This is a genomic window from Streptomyces sp. NPDC091292 (assembly GCF_044757265.1).
Taxonomy (GTDB): domain Bacteria; phylum Actinomycetota; class Actinomycetes; order Streptomycetales; family Streptomycetaceae; genus Streptomyces.
In genome coordinates this window covers 1,652,520-1,678,332 of sequence record NZ_JBIVUQ010000001.1, presented here as the reverse complement: position 1 = coordinate 1,678,332, position 25,813 = coordinate 1,652,520, and the positions used below count along the sequence as shown (strand labels likewise).

26 protein-coding genes are annotated in these 25,813 nt (G+C 71.3%); 9 read left to right on the top strand and 17 right to left on the bottom strand.

Going from position 1 to position 25,813, the window contains the following annotated elements:
* Nucleotides 1–56 precede the first annotated feature (56 nt).
* From ACIQNU_RS08095 to ACIQNU_RS08080, 4 genes are all read right to left on the bottom strand, one after another.
* Nucleotides 57–569 carry a SixA phosphatase family protein gene (locus tag ACIQNU_RS08095; protein WP_401362249.1) on the bottom strand — a complete coding sequence of 171 codons (513 nt, stop codon included), beginning with the start codon at nucleotides 567–569 and terminating at the stop codon, nucleotides 57–59.
* Nucleotides 570–670: 101 nt separating this feature from the next.
* Entirely contained in the window at nucleotides 671–877 is a 207-nt protein-coding gene (locus ACIQNU_RS08090) for a hypothetical protein (RefSeq protein ID WP_401362246.1), read from the bottom strand.
* 191 nt (nucleotides 878–1,068) lie between these two features.
* Nucleotides 1,069–1,185, bottom strand: coding sequence for an SGM_5486 family transporter-associated protein (locus tag ACIQNU_RS08085; protein WP_389890854.1), 117 nt, complete (start codon nucleotides 1,183–1,185; stop codon nucleotides 1,069–1,071).
* Between the two features lie 42 nt (nucleotides 1,186–1,227).
* Complete coding sequence (locus tag ACIQNU_RS08080; protein WP_401362243.1) at nucleotides 1,228–2,604, bottom strand: CynX/NimT family MFS transporter; 1,377 nt, start codon at nucleotides 2,602–2,604, stop codon at nucleotides 1,228–1,230.
* 48 nt (nucleotides 2,605–2,652) lie between these two features.
* On the opposite strand from ACIQNU_RS08080, the gene ACIQNU_RS08075 reads away from it, so the two are divergent.
* Complete coding sequence (locus tag ACIQNU_RS08075; protein ID WP_401362240.1) at nucleotides 2,653–3,351, top strand: FadR/GntR family transcriptional regulator; 699 nt, start codon at nucleotides 2,653–2,655, stop codon at nucleotides 3,349–3,351.
* Here ACIQNU_RS08075 and ACIQNU_RS08070 read toward each other — a convergent pair.
* The 3 genes from ACIQNU_RS08070 to fabG all read right to left on the bottom strand — a co-directional run bounded on the left by ACIQNU_RS08070 (nucleotide 3,332) and on the right by fabG (nucleotide 5,428).
* Nucleotides 3,332–3,706: a hypothetical protein gene (locus tag ACIQNU_RS08070; RefSeq protein WP_401362237.1), complete on the bottom strand. Its 375-nt coding sequence runs from the start codon at nucleotides 3,704–3,706 to the stop codon at nucleotides 3,332–3,334. The two genes, ACIQNU_RS08075 and ACIQNU_RS08070, sit on opposite strands and share 20 nt — an antisense overlap.
* Before the next feature lie 232 nt (nucleotides 3,707–3,938).
* Nucleotides 3,939–4,706 (bottom strand): enoyl-ACP reductase FabI, encoded by a 768-nt coding sequence (fabI, locus tag ACIQNU_RS08065; RefSeq protein WP_401362234.1) that lies wholly within the window; start codon nucleotides 4,704–4,706, stop codon nucleotides 3,939–3,941.
* 5 nt (nucleotides 4,707–4,711) lie between these two features.
* The gene (fabG, locus tag ACIQNU_RS08060; RefSeq protein WP_401362231.1) at nucleotides 4,712–5,428 is read right to left on the bottom strand and encodes a 3-oxoacyl-[acyl-carrier-protein] reductase; all 717 of its coding nucleotides are present in this window, start codon (nucleotides 5,426–5,428) and stop codon (nucleotides 4,712–4,714) included.
* A gap of 212 nt (nucleotides 5,429–5,640) precedes the next feature.
* Here fabG and ACIQNU_RS08055 point away from each other — a divergent pair, with 212 nt between their 5' ends.
* The 3 genes from ACIQNU_RS08055 to tyrS all read left to right on the top strand — a co-directional run bounded on the left by ACIQNU_RS08055 (nucleotide 5,641) and on the right by tyrS (nucleotide 9,927).
* Nucleotides 5,641–7,164 (top strand): TldD/PmbA family protein, encoded by a 1,524-nt coding sequence (locus ACIQNU_RS08055; protein WP_401362228.1) that lies wholly within the window; start codon nucleotides 5,641–5,643, stop codon nucleotides 7,162–7,164.
* Nucleotides 7,161–8,582, top strand: a complete 1,422-nt coding sequence (locus ACIQNU_RS08050) for a metallopeptidase TldD-related protein (RefSeq protein ID WP_401362225.1) — start codon at nucleotides 7,161–7,163, stop codon at nucleotides 8,580–8,582. Before ACIQNU_RS08055 ends, ACIQNU_RS08050 begins: the two co-directional genes overlap by 4 nt.
* A 76-nt stretch (nucleotides 8,583–8,658) precedes the next feature.
* Nucleotides 8,659–9,927 carry a tyrosine--tRNA ligase gene (tyrS, locus tag ACIQNU_RS08045; RefSeq protein WP_401362222.1) on the top strand — a complete coding sequence of 423 codons (1,269 nt, stop codon included), beginning with the start codon at nucleotides 8,659–8,661 and terminating at the stop codon, nucleotides 9,925–9,927.
* A gap of 76 nt (nucleotides 9,928–10,003) precedes the next feature.
* Here tyrS and ACIQNU_RS08040 read toward each other — a convergent pair whose 3' ends face one another.
* Nucleotides 10,004–10,282 carry a GlsB/YeaQ/YmgE family stress response membrane protein gene (locus ACIQNU_RS08040; protein ID WP_401362219.1) on the bottom strand — a complete coding sequence of 93 codons (279 nt, stop codon included), beginning with the start codon at nucleotides 10,280–10,282 and terminating at the stop codon, nucleotides 10,004–10,006.
* A gap of 246 nt (nucleotides 10,283–10,528) precedes the next feature.
* Between ACIQNU_RS08040 and ACIQNU_RS08035 the strand changes: the two genes are divergently transcribed.
* On the top strand, nucleotides 10,529–10,918 hold the full coding sequence (locus tag ACIQNU_RS08035; RefSeq protein WP_401362554.1) for a DUF3099 domain-containing protein: 390 nt from the start codon (nucleotides 10,529–10,531) through the stop codon (nucleotides 10,916–10,918).
* A gap of 221 nt (nucleotides 10,919–11,139) precedes the next feature.
* On the top strand, nucleotides 11,140–11,385 hold the full coding sequence (locus tag ACIQNU_RS08030) for a hypothetical protein (RefSeq protein WP_401362216.1): 246 nt from the start codon (nucleotides 11,140–11,142) through the stop codon (nucleotides 11,383–11,385).
* Between the two features lie 48 nt (nucleotides 11,386–11,433).
* Here the strand turns inward: ACIQNU_RS08030 and moaA are convergent, their stop codons facing one another.
* The 3 genes from moaA to ACIQNU_RS08015 all read right to left on the bottom strand — a co-directional run bounded on the left by moaA (nucleotide 11,434) and on the right by ACIQNU_RS08015 (nucleotide 14,601).
* Nucleotides 11,434–12,423 carry a GTP 3',8-cyclase MoaA gene (moaA, locus tag ACIQNU_RS08025; RefSeq protein ID WP_401362214.1) on the bottom strand — a complete coding sequence of 330 codons (990 nt, stop codon included), beginning with the start codon at nucleotides 12,421–12,423 and terminating at the stop codon, nucleotides 11,434–11,436.
* 172 nt (nucleotides 12,424–12,595) lie between these two features.
* The gene (locus ACIQNU_RS08020; RefSeq protein WP_401362212.1) at nucleotides 12,596–14,239 is read right to left on the bottom strand and encodes a cation acetate symporter; all 1,644 of its coding nucleotides are present in this window, start codon (nucleotides 14,237–14,239) and stop codon (nucleotides 12,596–12,598) included.
* Nucleotides 14,236–14,601 (bottom strand): DUF485 domain-containing protein, encoded by a 366-nt coding sequence (locus tag ACIQNU_RS08015; RefSeq protein ID WP_401362210.1) that lies wholly within the window; start codon nucleotides 14,599–14,601, stop codon nucleotides 14,236–14,238. Before ACIQNU_RS08015 ends, ACIQNU_RS08020 begins: the two co-directional genes overlap by 4 nt.
* Nucleotides 14,602–15,036: 435 nt before the next feature.
* Between ACIQNU_RS08015 and ACIQNU_RS08010 the strand changes: the two genes are divergently transcribed.
* The 3 genes from ACIQNU_RS08010 to ACIQNU_RS08000 all read left to right on the top strand — a co-directional run bounded on the left by ACIQNU_RS08010 (nucleotide 15,037) and on the right by ACIQNU_RS08000 (nucleotide 19,440).
* A complete protein-coding gene (locus tag ACIQNU_RS08010; RefSeq protein WP_401362208.1) occupies nucleotides 15,037–16,617 on the top strand; it encodes a S8 family serine peptidase in 1,581 nt (526 codons plus the stop codon).
* Between the two features lie 109 nt (nucleotides 16,618–16,726).
* A complete protein-coding gene (locus ACIQNU_RS08005; protein WP_401362205.1) occupies nucleotides 16,727–18,268 on the top strand; it encodes a S8 family serine peptidase in 1,542 nt (513 codons plus the stop codon).
* Nucleotides 18,269–18,423: 155 nt separating this feature from the next.
* The gene (locus ACIQNU_RS08000) at nucleotides 18,424–19,440 is read left to right on the top strand and encodes a CopD family protein (RefSeq protein WP_401362202.1); all 1,017 of its coding nucleotides are present in this window, start codon (nucleotides 18,424–18,426) and stop codon (nucleotides 19,438–19,440) included.
* A 61-nt stretch (nucleotides 19,441–19,501) separates the two neighbouring features.
* On the opposite strand, the gene ACIQNU_RS07995 is transcribed toward ACIQNU_RS08000, so the two are convergent.
* From ACIQNU_RS07995 to ACIQNU_RS07970, 6 genes are all read right to left on the bottom strand, one after another.
* The gene (locus ACIQNU_RS07995) at nucleotides 19,502–20,545 is read right to left on the bottom strand and encodes a zinc-binding dehydrogenase (RefSeq protein ID WP_401362200.1); all 1,044 of its coding nucleotides are present in this window, start codon (nucleotides 20,543–20,545) and stop codon (nucleotides 19,502–19,504) included.
* Between the two features lie 56 nt (nucleotides 20,546–20,601).
* Complete coding sequence (locus ACIQNU_RS07990; RefSeq protein WP_401362198.1) at nucleotides 20,602–21,348, bottom strand: lysoplasmalogenase; 747 nt, start codon at nucleotides 21,346–21,348, stop codon at nucleotides 20,602–20,604.
* Entirely contained in the window at nucleotides 21,345–22,223 is an 879-nt protein-coding gene (locus ACIQNU_RS07985) for a sterol desaturase family protein (RefSeq protein ID WP_401362196.1), read from the bottom strand. The genes ACIQNU_RS07990 and ACIQNU_RS07985 overlap by 4 nt, the downstream gene beginning before the upstream one ends.
* 63 nt (nucleotides 22,224–22,286) lie before the next feature.
* Nucleotides 22,287–23,015 carry a VIT family protein gene (locus ACIQNU_RS07980; protein WP_401362193.1) on the bottom strand — a complete coding sequence of 243 codons (729 nt, stop codon included), beginning with the start codon at nucleotides 23,013–23,015 and terminating at the stop codon, nucleotides 22,287–22,289.
* Nucleotides 23,016–23,107: 92 nt separating this feature from the next.
* A complete protein-coding gene (locus tag ACIQNU_RS07975; RefSeq protein ID WP_401362191.1) occupies nucleotides 23,108–24,448 on the bottom strand; it encodes an amidohydrolase family protein in 1,341 nt (446 codons plus the stop codon).
* Nucleotides 24,445–25,803 (bottom strand): amidohydrolase family protein, encoded by a 1,359-nt coding sequence (locus ACIQNU_RS07970; RefSeq protein WP_401362188.1) that lies wholly within the window; start codon nucleotides 25,801–25,803, stop codon nucleotides 24,445–24,447. The genes ACIQNU_RS07975 and ACIQNU_RS07970 overlap by 4 nt, the downstream gene beginning before the upstream one ends.
* Nucleotides 25,804–25,813: the final 10 nt, after the last annotated feature.

Sequence of the window (25,813 nt, the reverse complement as noted above, 5' to 3'; positions counted from 1 at the left end):
ATCAGCCGTCAGCCGTCAGTCGTCACCCGCCCAGCCCGCCCGGCCGCCCGGACGGCCTACGGCGCCCAGTAATCCGTCAGCGTCCCCGCGCCCGGCTCCAGGCCCTTCCAGGAGCCCTCGAAGGTGAGCACCGCGAAGGCGGACGTCGGGAAGCCGCGGCGGCTCATCGCGCGCTGGGCGTCCCCGTCGGCCGAGCCCGCGAGGACTTCGGCGAGGCCCTGGACCCCGGGGTTGTGGCCGATCAGTACGACATTGCGCGCGTCGTCCGGGATCTCGTTCAGTACGGCGATCAGCTCGCCGGGCGACGCCTCGTAGATCCGCTCCTCGTAGACCGTTTTCGGCCGGTGCGGCAGTTCCTGGACGGCGAGCTTCCAGGTCTCGCGGGTCCTGGTCGCCGTCGAGCAGAGGGCCAGGTCGAGGGCGAGGCCGGTGTCGGCCAGCTTGCGTCCGGCGATGGGGGCGTCCGTGCGGCCCCGGTCGGCGAGCGGACGCTCGTGGTCGGCCACCTCGGGCCAGTCGGCCTTGGCGTGCCGGAAAAGGACAATCCTGCGGGGTTCTGCGACGCTCATGCGTTCCAGCTTCGCACGAAACGTGCCATGGGGCGCAGGGAGTTGACACGCTGCGCCACCACGGGTGACACCCTGCTCGGCCCGGCCACCGACCTGCGGCCTTACCTCAGGACGAGCTGCCGGGCGTGGTCGAGGAAGCGTCCGACGGCCGGGTCCGATGTGGCGGCGTGCGCGTCGGAGGGGTTGAGGATCAGGGTCAGCAGGATGACGAAGGCGATCGCGGGCAGGACCAGGGCCCACCAGGGCAGCCGGATCTCGACGCCGCCCGTGGGGGCCGGGTGGGGCCGGGTGTGCGTACGGGCCGACATGACGCCTCCGCGAGTCTTCGATGCTCCGTGCCGCGTCGTCGCGGCCACCTCTCGAAGGTACGGAAACGGGCGCCCTCAACCCATCCGGTGATCCACCCACTTGACCCTGACACTGGCCCCCTAAGGGATGGTGGGGCCAGCACCACCATCGGCTCAGGAGGCGCAGGTCACGGCACCGGCCACGGCTTCGGTCACGGCGAGGCGATCGTCGCGATGACGCCGATGATCACGGTGATGGCCAGCATCGCGCCGAACACGATGAGCAGCTTCTTCTGACCGTTCTGGGGATTCGGGTCGAGCACAGGCATACGGCCAGTCTCGCACCCGTGACCGGTGGGCCGCCGGGCGGGTCAGCCCGTGGCGGGCGCCGGGGCCGGGGCTCCGCACTCGGACTCGACGGTCCGGTTGCGGCCCGCGAGGACGCCCACCGCGATCTGCGGCACCATCAGCGCGGCCATCAGCGCGATCGGCAGGTCCCAGCCGCCGCTGTGCTGGTAGAGCATGCCCACCAGGAGCGGTCCGGGGATCGACAGCAGATAGCCGGTGCTCTGCGCGAACGCGGACAGTTTGACGACTCCGGCGCCGCTGCGGGCCCGCATGCCGACCATCGTGAGGGCAAGCGGGAAGGAGCAGTTGGAGATGCCGAGGAGCAGCGCCCAGACCCACGCGCCGGCCGCCGGTGCCGCGTACAGGCCCGCGTAGCCGATGAGCCCGCAGGCGCCGAGGGCGATCACGATGGGGCCCTGCTGGGGCAGGCGGGTGGCCAGGCGCGGGATGACGAAGGCGAGCGGTACGCCCATGACCATGGTGACGGCGAGCAGGACGCCGGCGGTGCCCGCGGGGACCCCCGCGTCCCGGAAGATCTGCGGCATCCAGCCCATCGTGATGTACGCGGCGGTGGCCTGGAGCCCGAAGAACAGGGCGAGCGCCCAGGCGGTGCGGCTACGGGTGATGCGCAGCCCGTCGGGTTCGGGTCCGGGTCCCGGTCCGGCCGGGGCGGTGGTGGCTCCCGGGCGGGCGCGGTCGCGGTCCCGTACCAGGGGCAGCCAGGGCAGGACGGCCGCCGCGGCGAGGGCGGCCCAGACGGCGAGGCCCGCGCGCCAACTGCCGCCGAGGGCTCCGGTCATCGGGACGGTGACGGCGGCTGCGGTGGAGGTGCCGAGGGCGAGGGCCATCGAGTACAGGCCGGTCATCGAGCCGACCCGGTCGGGGAACCAGCGCTTGACGATCACCGGCATCAGGACGTTGCTGAGGGCGATGCCCATGAGGGCGAGGGCGCTGGCGGCGAGGAAGACGGCGGTGTTGCCCGCGAACGGGCGCAGGGCGAGCCCCGCGGTGATGGCGACCATGCCCGCGCAGACCACGGCGGCGGGTCCGAAGCGGCGGGCGAGCCGGGGCGCGGTGACACCGAAGATCGCGAAGCAGAGCGGGGGTACGGAGGTGAGCAGTCCGGCGAGGGTGCCGCTCATGCCGAGGCCGTCGCGTACTTCCTCCAGGAGGGCGCCGAGGCTGGTGATGGCGGGGCGGAGGTTGAGGGCGGCGAGGACGATGCCGACGACGACGAGACGCGTCGCCCACGCGCGCGTGCGCTGCTGCGGACCCGGACCCGGACCGGTGGTCTCGGTCGGCGCGCCGGTCGGCTGCTTCGGCATCGTCGTTCGTGTCGTCGCCGATGTCGTCGTTCGTGTCGTCGTGGTCTTTTCCTCGCTCGCCATGGTTCTCATCATAGAATGATGGGATGATTGGTTGTCCAACCCTGTGTGCGAAGGACCCTCATGCCGTTGAGCCATCCCCGCCGTTCCGCACTGTCCGAGCAGGTCATCGCCGCGCTACGGACCCAGATCGCCACGGGTGAGTGGCCGGTCGGCTCCCGTATCCCCACGGAGCCGGAGCTGGTCGAGCAGCTCGGGGTCGCCCGCAACACGGTCCGTGAGGCGGTCCGCGCGCTCGCGCACAACGGTCTGCTCGACATCCGCCAGGGCTCCGGCACCTTCGTGGTGGCGACGAGTGAGCTGGCCGGGGTGATGCAGCGCAGGTTCGCCGGCGCGGACCCCCGGCACATCGCGGAGCTGCGGTCGACGCTGGAGGCGAGCGCGGCGAAGCTGGCCGCCGAGCGGCGCACCGAACGGGACCTCAAGCAGTTGGACACGCTGCTGCTGCGCCGCGAGGAGGCGTGGGAGACGGGCGACGCGGAGGCGTTCGTGACGGCGGACGCGACCTTCCACCTGGCGATCGTCGCGGCCTCGCACAACGACGTGATGACCGCGATGTACGCCGACCTGGGCGAGGTGCTGCGGGACTGGCTGCGCAAGGACGTGGGCCAGGAGCTGACGCCCGAGAACCACATGGACCACGCCCGCCTGGTCGACGCGATCCGGGTCGGGGACGCGGAGGCGGCGGCGGCCGAGGCGGGCGGCTACGCGTTCCGGTGCCTGCCGGGACGGCTGGGCCCGGCTACGTCTTCTGGTGCGTGACCCACACCGAGCGGATGTCCTTCCAGCACCGGCCCGCCATCCGGACGGTCATCGCGGGTCCGGCGTCGACGGGCGCGCTGTCGCTGTCGACGTCCCACCACTGGGCGCAGTCGATGTGCAGGGCGACCCGGTCGGTCCCCGGGTACGGGTTGTGGCAGTAGGCCACCACCTCGGAGCCGGTGACGGTGGTGCGGCACTCGGCCTTCGCGGCGCCGGAGGCGGCGGCGTCCTTCACGCGCGCGTGGCTGCCGGTTTCGGGATCGTTGTCGCTCTCGTGCGGCGAGGATTCGTACGGCAGCGCGGTGAGCAGGACCAGGACCGCGAGCATCGGGACAAAGCCGTGTGACAGACGCACAAGGGAGACCTCCTCGGCCGTACCGTGACGGACGGTGACGTGCCGTCGCGGCTGCACCACAAGGTAGGAACCTGCCCTTCAGAATGGACCGCTCCCGGCCCGCGCCGCCTGGTCTGCTGACCCGAACGGGCGACGCCCCGCCTCCCGCGCGCTGCGGAGGACGGGGCGTCGAATACACGTACGAGAAATGTCCCTGTGGGAACCGTCCGTACGAGAAGTGTCCGTACGGGAGTCAGGCGCCGATCGCGTGCAGACCGCCGTCGACATGGATGATCTCGCCGGTCGTCTTCGGGAACCAGTCGCTGAGCAGCGCCACGACACCGCGCCCGGTGGGCTCGAAGTCGTTGAGGTCCCACTCCAGCGGGGAGCGGGTGTCCCAGACGGACGCCAGGTCGCTGAAGCCCGGGATGGACTTGGCGGCCATCGAGCGGAGCGGCCCTGCCGAGATCAGGTTGCAGCGGATGTTCTGCTTGCCGAGGTCGCGTGCCATGTAGCGGCTGGTGGCCTCCAGGGCGGCCTTCGCCGGGCCCATCCAGTCGTACTGCGGCCACGCGTACTGCGCGTCGAAGGTGAGGCCGACGACCGAGCCGCCGTTCTGCATCAGCGGCAGACAGGCCATGGTCAGGGACTTCAGCGAGAACGCCGAGACGTGCATCGCGGTGGCGACGGACTCGAAGGGCGTGTTCAGGAAGTTGCCGCCCATGGCGTCCTGCGGGGCGAAGCCGATGGAGTGCACCACGCCGTCGAGGCCGCCGAGTTCCTGGCCGACGATGTCCGCGAGGCGGCCGAGGTGTTCGTCGTTGGTGACGTCCAGCTCGATGACCTTGGTGGGCTTGGGCAGCTTCTTGGCGATGCGCTCGGTGAGCGTGGGGCGCGGGAAGGCGGTGAGGATGATCTCGGCGCCCTGCTCCTGTGCGAGCTTCGCGGCGTGGAAGGCGATGGAGGATTCCAGCAGCACACCGGTGATCAGGACGCGCTTGCCGTCGAGGATTCCGCTCATGGTGATCAGTGACCCATTCCCAGTCCGCCGTCAACCGGGATGACGGCTCCAGTGATGTACGAGGCATCGTCCGAGGCGAGGAACCGCACCGTCGCGGCGATCTCCTCGGGGCGCGCGTAGCGGCCGAGCGGCACCTGCTTGACGATGTTCTCGCGCTGCTCGTCGGTGAGCACCTGCGTCATCTCGGTGTCGACGAAGCCGGGCGCGACGACGTTGAAGGTGATGTTCCGGGAGCCGAGTTCCCGGGCGAGGGAGCGGGCGAAGCCGACCAGTCCGGCCTTGGACGCCGCGTAGTTGGCCTGGCCGGCGGAGCCGAGGAGTCCGACGACCGAGGAGATCAGGACGACGCGGCCCTTCTTGGCCCGCAGCATCGCCCGGTTGGCCCGCTTCACCACCCGGAAGGCCCCGGTGAGGTTGGTGTCGAGGACCGAGGTGAAGTCGTCCTCGGACATCCGCATCAGCAACTGGTCCTTGGTCACCCCCGCGTTGGCGATCAGCACCTCGACCGGGCCGTGCTCGGCCTCGATCTCCTTGTACGCCTGCTCCACCTGCTCGGCGTCGGTGATGTCGCACTTGACGGCGAGGAAGCCCTGCGCGGTGAGGTCGCCGGGGTCGCCCGAGCGGTATGTGATCGCGACCTTGTCGCCGGCGTCGGCGAAGGCGCGGGCGATGGCGAGGCCGATGCCCCGGTTTCCTCCGGTGACGAGAACCGAGCGGCTCAACGGATCACCCTTTCGATAGCTGTCTGGTACTTCGAAAACCTATCGGTACCGTCCCTCCCGCGGAGAATCGGCCACCGACAGTGGCGCCGCGGACTCGCTGTCGGGTCCCTACAGAAAGATGTGGCCCGGGGGCCGCCGCGCGCGACATGATCGGACCGACCGTGCCGGCGTCCGTCACCGTCCCGTCCACTCCGAGATCAGGGAGACCTCCTGTGCCTCATTCGATCGACGAAGCCTTCACGGCGTTGCCCTTGCGGGCGCTCGCCGACGCGGCGCTCGCCAGGGCCCGCGCGCTGGGCGCCGACCACGCGGACTTCCGTCTGGAGCGGGTGCGCAGCGCGTCCCGGAGGCTGCGGGACGCCCGGCTGTCCGGCTCGTCGGACACCACCGATCTGGGCTACGCGGTGCGGGTGGTGCACGGCGGCACCTGGGGTTTCGCGTCGGGCGTCGACCTGACGATGGACGCGGCGGCGAAGGTCGCGTCGCAGGCGGTGGCGATGGCGAAGCTGTCGGCGAAGGTGATCGCGGCGGCCGGTTCCGACGAGAGGGTGGAGCTGGCGGACGAGCCGGTGCACGCCGACCGGACGTGGGTGTCGTCGTACGAGATCGATCCGTTCGCGGTGCCCGACGAGGAGAAGACGGGGCTGCTCGCCGAGTGGAGCGCGCGGCTGCTCGCCGCCGACGGCGTGGCGCACGCGGACGCCTCGCTGATGACGGTCCACGAGAACAAGTTCTACGCGGACACGGCGGGCACGGTCACCACCCAGCAGCGGGTCCGGCTGCATCCGCAGCTGACGGCGGTCGCGGTGGACGAGTCGACCGGCGAGTTCGACTCGATGCGGACCCTGGCGCCGCCGGCCGGGCGGGGCTGGGAGTATCTGACGGGGACGGGCTGGGACTGGGCGGGCGAGCTGGAGCGGATCCCGGAGCTGCTGGCCGAGAAGGTGCGGGCGCCCAGCGTGGAAGCCGGCCTGTACGACCTGGTGATCGACCCGTCCAACCTGTGGCTGACGATCCACGAGTCGATCGGGCACGCCACGGAGCTGGACCGCGCGCTGGGCTACGAGGCGGCGTACGCGGGCACCTCCTTCGCGACGTTCGACCGGCTCGGCAAGCTGAAGTACGGCTCCGAGATCATGAACGTGACCGGTGACCGCACCGCCGAACACGGCCTGGCGACCATCGGGTACGACGACGAGGGCGTCGCCGGGCAGTCCTGGGACCTCGTCAAGGACGGCACCCTGGTGGGCTATCAGCTGGACCGGCGGATCGCGAAGCTGACCGGCTTCGAGCGGTCCAACGGCTGTGCGTACGCGGACTCCCCCGAGCATGTGCCGGTGCAGCGGATGGCGAATGTGTCGCTGCGCCCCGATCCGGGCGGCCTGTCGACGGAGGACCTGATCGGCGGGGTGGAGCGCGGCATCTATGTCGTCGGCGACCGGTCCTGGTCGATCGACATGCAGCGGTACAACTTCCAGTTCACGGGGCAGCGGTTCTTCCGTATCGAGAACGGGCGGCTCGCGGGGCAGTTGCGGGATGTCGCGTACCAGGCGACGACGACCGACTTCTGGGGGTCGATGACGGCGGTCGGCGGCCCGGGGACGTATGTGCTCGGCGGCGCCTTCAACTGCGGCAAGGCCCAGCCGGGCCAGATCGCGGCGGTCTCGCACGGCTGCCCCTCCGCCCTGTTCCGGGGCGTCAACATCCTCAACACCACGCAGGAGGCCGGGCGATGACCGCGCAGACTTCCCGTACGCCGGGTACGCCGGGTACGCAGCAGCCGTACGAGATCGTCGAGCGGGCCCTGGACCTGTCCCGGGCCGACGGCTGTGTGGTGATCGCCGACGAGCACTCGACGGCGAATCTGCGCTGGGCGGGCAACGCGCTGACGACGAACGGCGTCACCCGCGGGCGCACCCTCACCGTCATCGCGACGGTCGACGGCGCGCAGGGCACCGCGTCCGGTGTGGTGTCGCGCTCCGCGGTCACCGCGGACGACCTGGAGCCGCTGGTGCGGGCCGCCGAGGCGGCGGCGCGGACCGCGGGGCCCGCCGAGGACGCGCAGCCCCTCGTCAAGGGCGTCGCCGCGTCCCCGGACTTCACGGACGCGCCTGCGGAGACCTCGTCGGCGGTGTTCGCGGACTTCGCCCCGGCGCTCGGCGAGGCGTTCGCGGCGGCGCGCGCGGGCGGCCGGGAACTGTACGGATTCGCCAACCACGAGCTGGTGTCGAGCTATGTCGGTACGTCGACGGGGCTGCGGCTGCGGCACGACCAGCCGAACGGGACGCTGGAGCTGAACGCCAAGTCCCCGGACCGTACGAAGTCGGCGTGGGCGGGCCGGGCGACCCGGGACTTCCGGGACGTCGACCCGGGCGCCCTGGGTGAGGAGCTGGCCCGGCGCCTGGGCTGGGCGGAGCGGCGGATCGAGCTGCCGGCCGGGCGGTACGAGACGCTGCTGCCGCCGACAGCGGTGGCCGATCTGCTGATCTACCAGTTCTGGTCGTCGGGCGCCCGGGACGCGGCGGAGGGGCGCACGGTGTTCTCGAAGCCGGGGGGCGGTACCCGGGTCGGCGAGAAGGTGGCGGGGCTGCCGCTGACGCTGCGCGGTGATCCGGACGAGCCGGGTCTGGAGTGCGCGCCGTTCGTGGTGGCCCGCACCTCCGGGGACGACCAGTCGGTGTTCGACAACGGGCTGCCCGTGGTGGCGACCGACTGGATCCGCGACGGCGAGCTGACGCGGCTGCCGACGTCCCGGTACACCGCGGGGCTGACCGGGCTTCCGGTGGCGCCGGCGGTCGGGAACCTGATCCTGGACGGCGGCGGTGAGCGGTCCCTGGAGGAGATGGTCGCGGGCACCGAGCGCGGGCTGCTGCTGACCTGCCTGTGGTACATCCGCGAGGTCGATCCGGCGACCCTGCTGATGACGGGGCTGACCCGGGACGGCGTGTATCTCGTGGAGCACGGCGAGGTCGTCGGCGAGGTGAACAACTTCCGCTTCAACGAGTCGCCGGTGGATCTGCTGGGCCGCGCGGTGGAGGCCGGGCGGACCGGGAAGACGCTGCCGCGCGAGTGGAGCGACTACTTCACGCGCGCCGCGATGCCGCCGCTGCGGGTGCCGGACTTCAACATGAGCTCGGTCAGCCCCGGAGTATGACCCCCATACACTGGCCGGTACCGGTACGTGTCGGTACCGGCCAGTACCCGAAGGACCCGAAGGAGATACGAGAACCGTGACGGACATCGTCGACGAGCTGAAGTGGCGCGGGCTGATCGCCCTGTCCACTGACGAGGACGCCTTGCGCAAAGCGTTCGCGGACGGTCCTGTCACGTTCTATTGCGGCTTCGACCCGACGGCGCCCAGCCTGCACCTCGGCAATCTGGTGCAGATCCTCACGATGCGGCGGATCCAGCAGGCGGGCAACCGTCCGCTGGGGCTCGTCGGCGGCGCCACGGGACTGATCGGTGACCCGAAGCCGAACTCGGAGCGCACGCTGAACGCGCCGGAGACCGTCGCGGCCTGGGTCGAGCGGCTGCGCGGACAGATCGAGCCGCTGCTCGACTTCGAGGGCCCGCACGCCGCGGTGATGGTGAACAACCTGGACTGGACCCAGGGCATGTCCGCCATCGAGTTCCTGCGCGACATGGGCAAGTACTTCCGGGTCAACAAGATGGTCGCCAAGGAGGCGGTCGCGCGGCGGCTGAACTCCGACGCGGGCATCAGCTACACCGAGTTCAGCTACCAGATCCTCCAGGGCATGGACTACCTGGAGCTGTACCGGCGGTACGGCTGCACGCTCCAGACCGGCGGCAGCGACCAGTGGGGCAACCTCACCTCGGGCACCGACCTGATCCACCGGGTCGAGCCGGAGGCGCAGGTCCACGCGCTGGGCACGCCGCTGATCACGAAGGCCGACGGCACGAAGTTCGGCAAGACGGAGTCCGGCACGATCTGGCTGGACCCGGAGATGACGACGCCGTACGCCTTCTACCAGTTCTGGCTGAACGCGGACGACCGGGACGTCCCGAAGTTCCTGCGGATCTTCAGCTTCCGGTCGCGTGCGGAGATCGAGGAGCTGGAGCGGCAGACCGAGGAGCGGCCCCAGGCGCGTGCCGGTCAGCGGGCGCTGGCCGAGGAGCTGACGACGCTGGTGCACGGCGCCGGGCAGTGTGCCGCGGTCGTCGCCGCGTCGAAGGCGCTGTTCGGACAGGGTGAGCTGGCGGAGCTGGACGAGGCGACGCTCGCGGCGGCGCTCTCGGAGGTGCCGCACGCCCGGGTCGCGGAGCTGGGCCCGGTCGTGGACCTGTTCGCCGAGGTGGGTCTGGTGGCGAGCAAGTCGGCGGCCCGGCGCACCGTCAAGGAGGGCGGGGCGTACGTGAACAACGCCAAGGTCACCGCCGAGGACGCCGTCCCCGCCGACGGCGATCTGCTGCACGGGCGGTGGCTGGTGCTGCGGCGCGGCAAGCGGAACCTGGCGGCGATCGAGGTCACCGGGGGCTGACGAGCCCGTACCGGAAGGGGCGGCGGCACGGTGGTCACCGTGGCGCCGCCCCTTCGGGTGTGCGGGGGCCGGGCGGTCAGGCCCGCTCGCGTTTCTTGCCCTTCAGCGCCATGTACGCCATGTCTCCGATGCCGACGATGACGACCGCCGCGATGATCTGGAGGATGTGCCGGCCCCAGTCGATGCCCCTGGTGTCGGCGATACCGAAGGCCGCGGCCAGCGAGTTGCCGATGACACCACCGATGATGCCGAAGATCGTCGTCAGCCACAGCGGGCTGTGCTGCTTGCCCGGCAGGATCAGCTTGGCGATGATGCCCAGCACGAATCCGACGATGATCGCCCACAACCAGCCCATGGCTTGCCTCCTGATAGGGCTCGATGACCGGCTCGACGCGAGCAGTCACCTCAGTCTCAGGTGGTCCTCCATACGGCGCATGTCGACCGGGGCCATACGCGGTACCCGGTGCGGTCGCCCCGCCCCGGCCGGCACCGCACGGACACCGCACCGGCCCCGGACCCGGTCTCGTGGGCGGCGCGGGCACGGCGTACGGTGAAGGTGTGCGGACTGGGAGCGTCCGACGACGCAGGGTGGTGGCGGAACATGATGCGGAAGCAGAGCGGCGGCCAGGTCTTCCGGATCACGGGAGCCCGGCAGGGACTCGCGGACGATGTACGGGGCAGACAGCGACGCTATGTGATCTCGATGTCCATCAGGACGCTCGCGGTGATCCTCGGGGCGACCCTGTGGAACGTGGAGCGATATGTGGCCATCGTTGCGCTCGTCCTGGGTCTGATCCTCCCTTACATCGCCGTCGTGATCGCCAACGCCGGCCGGGAGAACGCCCGTTCACTGCCGACGACGTTCGTGTCGATGCCGTCCCGGCCGATGCTGCACGGACCTGCGTCGGAGGAGACCCCGGACCCCTCGAAGGATGCTCCGGCGGGCACTCCGGGTGACCGGGCGGGCGGGGCGCACGGCGAGCAGAACTGACCGGAGCCATTCCGCCAAGCTCAAGAAAACCTCAGATCAATCATGTTGTTCCGGTGCCGGGCAGCGGGTCGCGCGTGACATACTTCGTAACGCGCTCCGCATCCCCCGTCGGAGCGACGGACCGACGCCGGGCAGCTCCCCCCGTGGCTGCTCGGCGTCGCCTTTTCCCCCTCCCGCACACGCCCTCCGGCACCGTCCCGGGGTCACCTAGGCTGGGAGCCGTGGACCTCTCGCAACTCGCCTCCGGCGGCCCCGATTCTCCCGTCTGCTCGGCCAAGGGCTGTCGCGCCGACGCGGTCTGGGTGCTCGCCTGGAACAACCCCAAGCTGCACACGCCGGAGCGGCGCAAGACCTGGCTCGCGTGCGACGAACACCGGGAGCATCTGTCGCAGTTCCTCGGGGTGCGGGGCTTCCTCAAGGACGTCGTGAAGTTCGACGAGTGGGACGGCGAACCCGCCACCGGCTGAACCGCCACCGGCTGAGCCGTCCGCGAGGTGGGCCCCCGGTGGGCCGGGTCAGCCGCCGATCGCCGACATCGGACGGTCCGGCTGGAGGAACGACGGGTCGTCCAGGCCGGACCCCGCCTTCTTGCCCCACATCGCGAGCTTCCAGGTCCTCGCTATCGCCTCGTCCGACGCGTCCCCGCGCAGCGCGGCCCGCAGATCGGTCTCCTCGCGGGCGAACAGACAGGTGCGCACCTGGCCGTCGGCGGTGAGGCGGGTGCGATCGCAGGCGGCGCAGAACGGGCGGGTGACGGAGGCGATGACGCCGACCCGGTGCGGTCCGCCGTCCACGATCCAGCGCTCGGCGGGCGCCGAGCCACGGGAGGCCGCGCCCTCGGGGGTGAGGGTGAAGCGGGTGCGCAGCGAGGCGAGGATGTCACCGGCGGTGATCATGCCGTCCCGCTTCCAGCCGTGCTGGGCGTCCAGCGGCATCTGCTCGATGAACCGCAGCTCATACCCGCCGTCGATCGCCCAGGCGAGGAGGTCGGGGGCCTCGTCGCCGTTCAGGCCCGGCATCAGCACCGTGTTCACCTTGACCGGGGTGAGGTCGGCGGCGCGGGCGGCGGCCAGCCCTGCCAGGACGTCGGCGAGCCGGTCGCGGCGGGTCAGGGCCTTGAAGACGTCGGGGCGCAGGGTGTCCAGGGAGACATTGACACGGTCCAGGCCGGCCGCCTTGAGCGAGGCGGCGGTGCGCTTGAGGCCGATGCCGTTGGTGGTGAGGGACATCTGCGGGCGGGGCGCGAGGCGCGCGACCCGGTCGACGATGCCGACGATGCCGGGGCGCAGCAGGGGCTCGCCGCCGGTGAAGCGGACCTCGGTGATGCCGAGGCGGGTGACGGCGATGTCGATGAGGCGGACGATCTCGTCGTCGGTGAGCAGATCGGGCTTGCCCAGCCACTGGAGGCCCTCTTCGGGCATGCAGTAGGTACAGCGCAGATTGCACCGGTCCGTCAGGGACACACGGAGGTCGGTGGCCACTCGGCCATAGGTGTCGATGAGCACGTGGGCCCCCTCCCTGGTCGTACTGATCGTGTTTTCCGCTACATGCGAGCCTACGTGACACGACTGACATCGGTAGGGGGCCCGATCCCACGAGGAGCGGCGCGGCCGTGTCGTACGGATCTACAGGATGCGTACGACACCGCCGCGCCGCGAGGGACGTCGGGCGCCGGGATCAGTGGGCGCCGGTGCCGGTGAGGGACCTGACCTCCAGCTCCGCGTATTTGCCGGCGTCGGCCTTCTCCTTGGACAGGAGGGTGCCGAGCCAGCCGAGGAGGAAGCCGACGGGGATCGAGATGATGCCCGGGTTCTCCAGCGCGAACCAGTGGAAGTCGGCGTCGGGGAACATCGACGTGGGCTTGCCGGAGACGACCGGCGAGAACAGCACCAGGACGACGGCCGTGGTCAGACCGCCGTAGATCGACCACAGCGCGCCCTGGGTGGTGAAGCGCTTCCAGAAGAGGCTGTAGAGGATCGTCGGCAGGTTCGCGGACGCGGCGACGGCGAAGGCCAGGGCGACCAGGCCCGCCACATTGAGGTCACGGGCGAGCGCGCCGAGGCCGATGGAGACGACGCCGATGGCGACGGTGGCCCAGCGGGCGGCCCGTACCTCCTCCTTGTCGGTGGCCTGGCCCTTCCTGATGACGTTCGCGTAGATGTCGTGTGCGAACGACGAGGACGAGGCGAGGGTGAGGCCCGCGACCACGGCGAGGATCGTCGCGAAGGCGACCGCCGAGATGGTGGCGAGGAGGATGGCGCCCCACGCCGAGTCGGTGCCGCCGATATGGAGCGCGAGCAAAGGCGCTGCCGTGTTGCCTGCCTTGTTCGACGCGATGATCTCGTCCGGTTTGATCAGCGCCGCCGCGCCGAAGCCGAGCGCGATGGTCATCAGGTAGAACGCGCCGATGATGCCGATCGCCCAGTTCACGGACTTCCGCGCGGCCTTGGCGGTGGGCACCGTGTAGAAGCGGATGAGGATGTGCGGCAGTCCGGCGGTGCCCAGGACGAGGGCGATGCCGAGGGAGATGAAGTCCAGCTTCGACGTGGACGTGGCGCCGTACTTCAGTCCGGGCTCCAGGAAGGACGCGCCCTTGCCGCTGTTCTCGGCGGCCTTGCCGAGCAGGTCGGAGATGTTGAAGTTGAACTTCAGCAGGACCAGGAAGGTGATGAGCAGGGTGCCGCTGATCAGCAGGACGGCCTTGACCATCTGCACCCAGGTGGTGCCCTTCATGCCGCCGATGGTGACGTACACGATCATCAGGATGCCGACCAGGGCGACGATCGCGACCTTGCCGCCGTCGCTGGTGATGCCGAGGAGCAGCGAGACGAGGACACCGGCTCCGGCCATCTGCGCGAGCAGGTAGAAGATCGACACGACGATGGTCGAGGTGCCGGCCGCGGTGCGTACGGGCCGCTGGCGCATCCGGTACGCGAGGACGTCGCCCATCGTGTAGCGACCGGAGTTGCGCAGGGGTTCGGCGACCAGGAGCAGGGCGACCAGCCAGGCGACGAGGAAGCCGATCGAGTAGAGGAAGCCGTCGTAGCCGAAGAGGGCGATGGCGCCCGCGATGCCGAGGAACGACGCGGCGGACATGTAGTCGCCGGAGACGGCGAGCCCGTTCTGGAAGCCGGTGAACTGGCGTCCGCCGGCGTAGAAGTCGGAGGCGTCCTTGGTCTGCCGGCCGGCCCAGACGGTGATGACGAGGGTGGCGACGACGAAGGCGGCGAACAGGGAGATGATCAGCGGCCGGTGCTCGCTGGCCTCTCCCGCGGCGAGGACGCTCTGCGACAGCGCGGGCGCCGTGGTTGCGGGGCTCATGCGCCGCCCTCCATCCGGGACTTGATGGCCTGGGCCTTGGGGTCGAGCTTGGCGGCGGCGTGCCGCGAGTACCACCAGGCGATGAGGAAGGTGGTGAGGAACTGGGCGAGGCCGAAGACGAGGGCGACGTTGATGTTGCCGAACAGCTTGGTGCCCATGAAGCCGCCGGCGTAGTTCGACAGCAGCACGTAGAGCAGGTACCAGGCGATGAACGCGATGGTCAGGGGGAAGGCGAAGGAGCGGTAGGAGCGGCGCAGTTCACCGAACTCCGCGCTCTCCTGGACGGCGATGAACTCCTCGGTCGACGGCAGGTCCGGCCGGGGATCGGAGGCGCCTTGCGGTGGTGGGGCATCGGTGGCCACGGAGTCTCCTCGCGATGGGGATGCGCTGACGACGGCTGAGGGGGTGGACGCCGGGGATGTCGGGGCCGGCGGAGGGTGGGGGACGGACATGATGCGATGACCTCACAGTGACGTGGATCACGCGGGTCGGATGGCGATGCTAGAGCCCGGTGCGTGATCCGAACAGGGGGTAGTTGGTCTTGCCATGGGCTCAACGTCGGTGAGGTGGGCGAAGAAGCGGTCCAATCCGCCGCGAACTCCCCCATCAGCCGTCCGGCCCGACGGAATCCAACTCGGCGCCCCTGAGCGGCCGGAGCCGGTCTTTCTTTCAGGAAATCATTGCTGATCAGGGAGTTCGGGGGATAGCTTCACCCCTTGAGTTAACCCGTCATGCACCTGCCCGAGCAGCAACCTTGCGTTCGGGCAGTTCCGTTATCCGGATGATGTGGAGATCCCATGGTTCATCTGCGCTCCAGACGCCGGTCGGCCCTGACCGTGCCGCTCGGGCTGGCCCTCACGGTGGCGCTCGGCATCCTGCCGGGCACCGCGTCGGCCGCTCCGGCCGCCGCACCCGCCTCCGTGACCGCCGACGGCCCGAGTCAGGCCTATGTCGTCAACACCCGGACCGACCACCGCACGGTGGAGTCCGTACGGCAGGCCATCGCCAGGGCCGACGGCACCGTCGTCATCGCGTACGAGAAGATCGGCGTCATCGTCGCGCACTCGTCGAACCCGGACTTCGGGCAGCGCATGCGCGCCGTGCGCGGTGTCGAGTCCGCGGGCGCCACCCGCACCGCACCGCTGAGCGCCGCCGGGACCACCGAAGAGGGCGCCCCCGAGTATCTGTCGGCCGCCGAGGTCGCCAAGGCCACCAAGGCCGCCGGGGCGACGGAGGCCGGGCAGGCGTCCGCGAAGGGCGCCAGGCCCGGGAAGCCCGGGACGGTGCCGGCCGAGCCGCTCGAAGCGGACCAGTGGGACCTGCGGGCCATCGGCGCCGACAAGGCCGCCGCGATCAACCCGGGCAGCAGCAAGGTCACCGTCGCCGTGATCGACACGGGTGTCGACGACACGCACCCCGATCTGGCCCCGAACTTCTCCGCCTCGCAGTCCGCCAACTGCGTCGGCGGCAAGCCGGACACCTCGCCGGGCGCCTGGCGTCCCGCGAACCCGGACCACTACCACGGCACCCATGTCGCCGGTGAGATAGCCGCCGCCCGCAACGGCATAGGCGTCGCGGGCGTGGCACCGGGCGTGAAGGTCTCGGGCATCAAGGTGGCCGACCCGGTCAGCGAGCTGTTCTACCCGGAGGCCGTGGTCTGCGCCTTCGTGTTCGCCGCCGACCACGGTGTCGAGATCACCAACAACAGCTATTACGTGGACCCGTGGATGTACGCCTGCATGGACGACCCCGATCAGCGGGCCATCGTCGACGCGGTCAACCGGGCCCAGCAGTACGCGCAGCGCAAGGGCACCCTCAGCCTGGCGTCCGCGGGCAACTCGAACCACGACCTGGCCGCCAAGACGATCCTCGACACGTCGAGCCCCAATGACACGACGCCGGTGGACCGCACGATCGACCCGCGCAAGTGCTTCGACCTCCCGACCCAGCTTCCGGGTGTCGTGACGGTCAGCGCGACGGGCGTCCAGGGCATCAAGTCGTACTACTCCAGCTACGGCAACGGTGTCATCGACATCGCGGCGCCGGGCGGCGACAAGTACCAGATCCCGGACACGCCGTCGAAGAACGGCCGCATCCTGTCGACCATGCCGGGCGGTCAGTACGCCTTCCTCCAGGGCACGTCGATGGCGTCGCCGCACGCCGCGGGTGTCGCCGCACTGCTGAAGTCGGTGCACCCGTGGGCGTCACCCGCGCAGCTGCAGATCCTCATGAAGGCGCAGGCGGACAACCCGGGCTGCCCGACGGAGCCGTACGACCCGGACGGGAACGGCACCGTCGACTCCTTCTGCACGGGCGGGAAGCGGGTGAACGGCTTCTACGGCTACGGAGTCGTGAACGCGCTCGCCGCGGTCAAGTGACCTGCCCCGCACGGGCCTTCACCGCTCCCCCGGCGCACCCTCCACCGCACTTCCCGCCGCACCTTCCACCCTGCTTCCGACCGCAGGGGCTCAACGAACTGGAGATCACATGAGCGCTCGTTTCGCGCGCACCCGGCGCACCGTCGCCGTCCCGCTCGGCATGGCCGTCGCCTCCGCGCTGGCGTTCCTGCCGAACGCCGCGTCGGCCGCGGACACGGCGTCCCAGGCCCCCGCCGCGCAGGGCGCGACGAACGCCGACGGCACGTCGCTGAGCTATGTCGTCAACCTCCGCTCCTCGCACGGCCTTTCGTCGTCCGTGCGCAAGGAGATAACCAAGGCGGGCGGCACCGTCGTCGCGTCGTACGACAAGATCGGCGTGGTCGTCGTCCACTCGGCGAACCCGGACTTCGCCAAGCTGATCCGCAAGGCGCACGGCGTCGAGTCGGCGGGCGCCACGCGCAACGCGCCGCTGCCCGCGCAGTCCACCGGCGACATGGGCGCCCCGAAGGTGCTCTCGGCGGACGAGGTCAAGGAGGCGACCGCCGCCGCTGCCGCCGGACAGGACCCGCTGGAGCCCCTGCAGTGGGACCTGCCCGCGATCAAGGCGGACAAGGCGCACGAGAAGACCCTCGGCAGCAGCAAGGTCACCGTCGCCGTCATCGACACCGGTGTCGACGACACGCACCCGGACATCGCGCCGAACTTCAACCGCGAGGCGTCCGTGAACTGTGTGTCGGGCGCCCCGAACACGGCGGACGGCGCCTGGCGGCCGAGCGCCGCCGAGAGCCCGCACGGCACGCATGTCGCGGGTGAGATCGCCGGCGCGAAGAACGGCATCGGCATGACCGGTGTCGCGCCCGGCGTGAAGGTGTCCGGCATCAAGGTGTCCAACCCGGACGGCTACTTCTACACGGAGGCCGTCGTCTGCGGCTTCATGTGGGCGGCCGAGCACGACGTGGACGTCACCAACAACAGCTATTACACCGACCCGTGGTACTTCAACTGCAAGAACGACCCCGACCAGGGCGCACTGGTCGAGGCCGTCTCGCGGGCGTCGCGGTACGCGGAGAAGAAGGGCACCGTCAACGTCGCGGCGGCCGGCAACGAGAACTACGACCTCGCGTCGAAGTCGATCACCGACCCGGTCAGCCCGAACGACGGGACGCCGAGCGACCGCGTCATCGACCCGTCCAAGTGCCTCGACATCCCGACCCAGCTGCCGGGCGTCGTCACCACGGCCGCGACGGGCGCCAAGGGCATCAAGTCGTCGTTCTCGAACTACGGCAAGGGTGTTGTCGACATCGCCGCGCCCGGTGGCGACTCGACGGCCTACCAGACGCCGGCGCCGCCCGCGACGAGCGGTCTGATCCTCGGCCCGCTGCCGGGCAACCGCTGGGGCTACATGGCCGGTACGTCGATGGCGTCCCCGCACGTCGCCGGTGTCGCCGCGCTCATCAAGTCGACGCACCCGCGCGCGTCGGCCGCCCAGGTGAAGGCGCTGCTGTACAAGGGCGCCGACGCCACGCCGTGCACCACCCCGTACGACATCAACAACGACGGCACGATCGACGCCGTCTGCGTGGGCAGTAAGTACAAGAACGGCTTCTACGGCGCGGGCATCGCGAACGCGTTGAACGCCGTGACCAAGTAGTACGTAGTAAGACCGAGGGGAAGGGGCGCCGGTCGGCGCCCCGGCCTGAGGTGATGCGGTGGCCGTCCGGGTGTGTTCCCGGGCGGCCACCCGCCGTTGACGCCGTTGACGCCGTTGACGCCGTTGACGCCGTTGACGCGTGTGAAGATCTGGTGATGAGTACGAGTCCGATACCCCCGCCGCTCCCCACGGCACCCGCCGTCCGGCGTCCGTCCCCCGCGCGGGCGGTGGCCGTCCTGGTCCTGGTGGCCGTCGCGGCCCTGGTGCCGCTGCTCGGCCCCTCGGTGGCGCTGAGCGGTACAGGTGAGGCGGCGGCGCCGGGTGCGGGCGGGATCGCGCTGCTGCGGACGGTGGTGTTCGCGGCGGTGTGCGTGCCGGCGGGTGAGGTGTTCGCGGGGTGGCTGGCGCGGCGGGTGCGGGGGATGTCCGACTCGGGGGCGGCGCCGAGGAGTTGGGCGGCGGTCGCGTCCGGTGCGGGCTGTCTGGCCGCACTGGGCCTCGCCTTTGTCGTCGCCACCGGCAACCTCGTCCCGCGCCGGCTCGCCGACATGGACATCGGCGGCCTCTACCAGACCCGGGACGGCGCGCTGGCCCTGATCGAGGTGAACGCGTTCCTGCTCGCCGCCGTACTGGCCCGCTCGCGGCGCCCGGCGACCCAGCTCCTGCCCCTGACCGCGATCGTCGTCGCGGAGGCCCTGCGCGCCCACCCCCCGCCGGAGAGCACCCCGCTGATCGGCTCCGCGCTCACCCTGGTCCACGTGGTGTGCTCCGCGCTGTGGGCGGGCGGACTGCTGTACGTACTGCGGACGGTGTGGCGGTGGCGGGACACGGCTCCGCACGCGGGCGCGGCCCTTCTCGGTCTCTACGCGCGCGTGGCGGCCGTTCTGCTCGCGGCCGTCACGGCGACCGGGGTGGTGAGCACGCTGCGCCGGATGCCGCCGGACACGGTCGTCGACCAGCTCCTGACGACGGCGTACGGGCGCACCCTGGCCGGCAAGGTGCTGCTCGTCGTGGTGGTCGCGGTGCTGGCGCTGGTGGCCCGTGCCCGGCTGCGGGGCGCGGCGGACCCGCTCACCGCGTACGCGCCCGCGCGCGCGGAGGTCGCCGTCCTGGGTGTGGTGGTCGCGGCGTCGGCGCTGCTGACGGCGGTGCCGGTGCCGATTCGGTGGTGAGAGTGGGGTGCGGGGAGGCGGGTACTGGGAGGCGGCTTTCATGTGGTGACGGAGGCGGCTTTCAGACGGTGACGAGGACCTTCAGGGCCGTGCGCTCGTCCATCGCCTTGTACCCGGCCGGCACGTCCTCCAGGTCGACGGTGAGGTCGAACACGGGTGACGGGTCGACGGTGCCGTCGAGGACGTCGGGGAGCAGTTCGGGGATGTAGGTCCGTACGGGCGCGACCCCGCCGCGCAGCGCGATGTTCCGGTCGAACATGACGCTCAGGTCGAGTCCGGTGCCGCTGCCGTGCGGGACACCGACGAAACCGATCGCGCCGCCGTCCCGGGCGATCCCCACGGCCGTGCTCATCGACTGTTCGGTGCCGACCGCCTCGACCACGGCGTGCGCGCCCTGGCCGCCGGTCAGCTCCCGTACCGCCGCGACGGCCGCCGCACCGCGCTCGGCGACCACGTCCGTCGCGCCGAAACGCCGTGCGAGGTCCGTACGGGCCTCGTGGCGCCCCAGAGCGATGATCCGCCCGGCCCCGAGCCGGCGGGCCGCCAGAACGGCACACAGGCCGACCGCGCCGTCCCCCACGACGGCGACCGTCGCCCCGGGCCGCACCCCGGCACCGAGCGCCGCGTGGTGGCCGGTGCCCAGGACGTCGGAGAGGGCGAGCAGCGCGGACAGCAGACGGTCGTCGGACGCGGCGTCGGCGGGCAGCCGGACGAGGGTCGGGTCGGCGTAGGGCACGCGCACGGCCTCGCCCTGGCCGCCGTCGTAGCCGACCGCGCCCCAGATGCCGCCGTGCACACAGGACGTGGTGAGTCCTTCGCGGCAGAAGTCGCAGACGCCGTCCGACCACATGAAGGGCGCCACGACGAGGTCCCCGCGCCGTACGCCGGTCACCTCGGAGCCGGTGTCCTCGACCACGCCCAGGAACTCGTGCCCGATCCGCTGCCCCGGCTCCCGCGCGGCCACCCCGCGATACGCCCACAGGTCGCTGCCGCAGACACAGGCCCGTACGACGCGCACGATCGCGTCCGTCGGGAGCTGGACGAGGGGTTCGGGGACGTCGTCCACGCGCACGTCGAAGGGGGCGTGGACGGTGGTGGCGCGCATGGGGTCCTTCGGCTGGTTCCGGGAGCGGGGCGCTCGTTCGGGGAGCGGGGCGCTCCTCAGGTTTCCTCACCGTACGCCGGGGCCGGGTGCTGTCGCGCGCGCGGGACGTCGGCGGCGGCAAGCACGCCACGGGCCAGCAGCGCCTGGGCGGTGAGGTAGGTGAGCATGATCCAGAAGTCGGGGCGCGGGAGCTGCGGCCAGTCGGCGATGCCCGTGGCGATGAGGGTGTCGGACAGCAGGAACAGCGCGCCACCGACCGCCGCGGCCGGGCCCAGCCGGGTGGCGCGGAAGGCCATCGCGGTGAGCAGCAGGCTGTAGCCGGCCATGGGCACCCGCATGTCCCCCGGCAGGTCGGACCAGAGCAGGGCGACGGTGCCGACGAGGGCCACGGCGTAGACACCGGCGAGAGACGCGGTACGCGCGCGGGACGGCCCGTACGGCGGAAACCCGTATCGCTGGAACCCGTACCGCTGGAAGAGGACGAGGTAGCAGACGTGGCCGAGGGCGAAGGAGCCCATTCCGGCGAGGAAGAGGGGGTCCCGGTCGGCGAGCAGCAGGACGTCGCCGCCCCAGCCGAAGAGCAGCGCGGCGGTCAGCAGCGGCGGTCCGCCACGGGTGGCCGCCCAGGCGGCGAGGAGCGGCAGCAGCAGCGGTTTGAGCAGGGTGTGCCCGAGGTCGGCGGCGGCGAGCAGGGCGACGAGGTCGGCGAGCGCGACGACGGCGTACGCGGTCAGCAGCGCGCGGGCGAGCGTGTCGCGGCGTACCGCGCGCGGGGCCGCGGGACCGGTGAGCGGGCGGGTCACGCGGCGCCCTCCGGGACCGTGGCGGTGTCGGGAGCGGATTCCCTGGGGCCCGGCTGCCAGCCAGGTCCCCGGAACACGCGTCCGGCCCGCTCCCCCCAACCGGCCGCCCCGCGCACGTCCTTGGCGATGGCGGCGTACTCATGGGTGGCGACGCGCAGCGGGTTGTACGTGGTGATGTTCTTGGTGAGGCCGAACACGGGCCGCGCCGTCTCGGGCACGAACGAGCCGAACAGCCGGTCCCACACGATGAGGATCCCGCCGAAGTTACGGTCCAGATAGCTGCCCTGGGACGCGTGGTGGACGCGGTGGTGCGAGGGCGTGTTGAGGACGAACTCGACGGGGCGGGGCAGTTTGTCGATGCGCTCGGTGTGGATCCAGAACTGGTAGACGAGGTTCACGCCGGAGCAGAACGCGAGCGCCGCCGGATGCACCCCGCACAGGATCAGCGGCACGTAGAACGGCCACACCGTGAGGGTCGTCCAGGGCTGGCGCAGCGCCGTGCTCAGGTTGAACTTGCGGCTGGAGTGGTGCACGACGTGGCAGGCCCACAGGACGCGGACGACGTGGTGGCCCCGGTGCGACCAGTAGTAGAAGAAGTCCTGCGCGAGCAGCATCAGCGGGACGGTCCACCACAGCACGGGCACGCGCAGCGGCGTGAGTTCGTACAGGGCGGTGTAGATCGCGACTATCGGGATCTTCCACAGGAAGTCGAAGACGAGACTGCCGAGCCCCATGGTGATGCTCGTGGCGGCGTCCTTCGTCTCGTAGCCGGCCGCGTCCTCGTCCGGATGCAGCCGGTAGCTCACGATCTCGACGACCGTGAGCACGACGAAGGCCGGTACGGACCACAGCACGGCATCGGGCAGGTTCGGCATGCGTGCACCGTAGAGGCGCCTGTGCGGTCACCGCCAGACGTTGTTACCGACAAGTATTACCGGTCAGGCCCCCACAGCCCCCAGCGCGGCGCCCGCCCCATAGGTGACGGCCATGGCGAGCGCGCCGCCCGCCACGTTCCGCACGATGGCGCGCCGGGGGGACGCGGCGCCGAGGCGGGCGCCCGCGTAGCCGGTGAGGGTGAGGGCGGCGAGCACCGACAGAACGGTGACCGGCAGCCGCCACACGTCGGGCGGCAGGACGATCGCGAGCAGCGGCAGCAGCGCGCCCGCCGTGAAGGCGAGGAAGCTGGCCCAGGCGGCGTGCCAGGGGTTGGTGAGTTCGTCGGGGTCGATCCCCAGCTCCACATCGGCGTGGGCCCGCAGCGCGTCCCGTTCGGTGAGCTGTACGGCGGCCTCGCGCGCGACCTCGTGGCTGAGGCCCCGGTCCTCCAGGAGCCCGGTCAGCTCCTGGAGTTCGGCCTCGGGCTGCTCCCGCAGCTCCCGTTTCTCCAGGGCGATGGCGGCCTTCTCGGAGTCGCGCTGCGTGGACACGGAGACGTACTCGCCGGCCGCCATCGACATGGAACCGGCGAGCAGCCCCGCGAGGCCCGCCGTCAGCAGGGTGCCCCGGTCGCCGGTGGCGCCCGCGACGCCGACGACGATTCCGGCGGTGGACACGACACCGTCGTTGGCGCCGAGCACGGCGGCCCGCAGCCAGTTGAGACGCCCGCCGAGACCCCCGCCGTGCGCTTCGTCGTGGTCCGGCCCGCCCCGCGCTCCCTGTTCGCTCACGCGGGGAAGGGTCTCACCCCCGGGTCCGCCACCTCGGCACCGGCGCACCGGACGCGGCGAGCCCGGGGTTCGCCCGGTGCCGTCACCACACGTCACCACACGCGTACCGACGCTCCCTTCGCGAACACAGGGCTCGTCGCGTCCGGTGGGGGTGTGGTGAGGGGTTCGTCCAGCTCCTGGACGGTCGGGCCGACCCGGGCGGCCAGGCGGTCCAGGCGGTCGAGGTCGAAGCCGTACACGCGGGCCGCGTTGCCGCCGACCATGGCGGCGATCTCCGCGCGCGGGAGGCCCGCGTAGGCGATGCGCAGGCCCTCGCGCGTGTAGGGGTACGTTCCCTCGTCGTGCGGGTAGTCGCTGCCCCACATGATCTTGTCGAGGCCGATGCGGTCGCGCAGCGGCACCTCGTGCGGGCGCATGAAGCTGGCGCCGACGAAGCAGTGCGCGCGCCAGACGGCGGACGGGGACTCCCCCATGGCGTCGGCGAGCCCCGCGCCGAACTTCGCCTCGGCGGACACCTTTCCCGCACCGGACGCACCGGATACCGTCACCGCTTTTGTCACCGCGGAATTCGTCGCCGCCTTTGTCACCCCGGACGCCTTCGCCGCCGCGTTCACCAGCCGCCCGTGGTAGTAGTCCAGCATGTCGAGCACCCCCGGGATCCAGCCGGAGCCCTGTTCGGTGAGGACGAGCCGCAGCCCGGGGTGGCGCCGGAAGGCGCCGCCGAAGACGAGGTGCCACAGGGCGCGGTGCGAGAACCAGGTCGTCTCGACCATGAACACCGCACGCGCCGCGGGCTCGTCACCGAGCGGCGGGGACGCCGATCCCGCGTGGTGGTTCACGGGGACGCCCAGCTCGGCGCAGACCGCCCAGATCGGGTCGTAGACGGCCGAGTACAGCTCGGGCAGCCCCGAGCCCGGTGGGGTGCCGGGCAGCAGCACACCGCCCGTCAGGCCCGCGTCGACCGCCCACCGGATCTCCCGTACGGCCTCGTCGACGTCGTTGAGGAAGATCTGGAAGACGCCCGCGCGGCGCCCGGGGGCCTCGGCGCAGAAGTCGGCGAGCCAGCGGTTGTGCGCGCGCAGCCCGGCCCAGCGCCGGTCGAACTCCGCGCGCGTGGGGGCCGGTGCCATCAGGGACGCGGACGGGAAGAACGGCGGCACGGTGTTCGGGAAGACGACCTCCGCGACGATGCCGTCGGCCTCCAGATCGGCGATCCGGCGGGCGGAGTTCCAGTTGCGGTCGGCGGTGTCCGCAAGCAGATCCGCGTACGGATTGACATAGGTGGCCGCCCACGCGTCGAAGGCGTCGTGGTGGCGGCGCTCCAGATAGGGCCGGTAGTCGAGGAGATCGGCGCCGGCGTGGCAGTCGGCGGAGATCACCGTGTAGCGGTCGACCGCGCCCCGCACTCCGGTCGGGTCGGCCGGGCCGGTCACGGGGTCACCCCCAGGGTGGGGAAGTCGTGGTCCGTCAGCCAGTGCCGGCCCACCTCGCGCGAGCGCGCCCAGGACGCCTCGACGGCCGACTGGTCCGCGGGCTGGCCGAGTTCGGCCGGGGTGGGGCCGATACGGGCCGCCAGCGGGGCGAGTTTCGCGGTGTCGAAGCCGAACACCTCGGCGGCGGCCAGGCCGAGCATCCGGCGGGTCTCCGTGACGGGCATGTCGTGGAAGGTTCTCCGCAGCCACGCGCGCGTGTCGGGCCAGGTCCCCTCGGGGTGCGGGAAGTCGCTGCCCCAGAGGATGTTGTCGACGCCGATCTCGTAGCGCTGGGCGAGTTCACGGCGCTTGGTGTTGGTGGCGCAGATGAACACCTGCCGGTCCAGGTACGCGTGCGGGGGACGCTTCAGCTCGGCGAACGGGGAGAGCTTCTTGCCGCCGTGGGCGCCCAGGTAGAGCCGGTCCATGAACCACAGCAGATTCGGCAGCCACCAGCAGCCGGACTCGGCGATCCCGAACCGCAGCCCGGGGTGCCGTTCGAAGACACCGGACCACAGCAGGAACCACAGGGGGCGCGCGGGCCACCAGGTGACCTCGGAGACGAAGATCCCGAGGTGGTCCCCGTACTCGTGGCGGGGTGACGCCCCCGAGTGCGTCATGACGGGCATCCCGCACTCGGCTGCGGCGGCCCACACGGGGTCGTAACGCCGGGCGTGGTACGGGTCCTTGTCGACCCACATCGACGGGATCATCAGGGCGCCGAGCCCGGACTCCTTCGCGCGGTGGATCTCGGCGACGACCCGTTCGGTGTCGGCGGTGACGGGCAGCAGGGCGACCCCGCAGTGGCGTTCGGGGTGGTCGGCGACGAATTCGGCCAGCCACCGGTTGTGCGCCTGCGCGCCCGCCATGCCGAGGTCGGGGTCCTGGTCGCCGGAGAGGCCGAGGCCGACCCCGAAGGGCGCCGCCGTACGGCTGTCCACGGCGTCCGCGTCGGGGAAGACGACCTCGGCGGCCACCCCGTCGCCGTCGAGTTCCTTGACGCGCTGCGCGCTGTCCCAGCCGCCGCGCAGGCCCTCCTCGTGCTCCTCGAACCAGCGGTCGGCGAACGCGTCGTTACGGATGCCGAGCCGGGTCGCCTCCTCGCGGCGGGCGTCGCGCTGCCCGAGGAAGTCGTCGAAGGCGCGGTGGAAACGGCTGTCGAGATAGGGCCGGTACTCCTCGGTGGGAAGCCCGGCGTGGCAGTCGGACGAGACGATCAGATAGGGCTGTTCCCGCTGTTCGGGCCGGTCGGGCCGGTCCCTCTGTTCGGGCCGGTCGGGCCGGTCGGGCCGGTCGGGCTGTTCGTCGGCGGTCATGCCGGCTCCC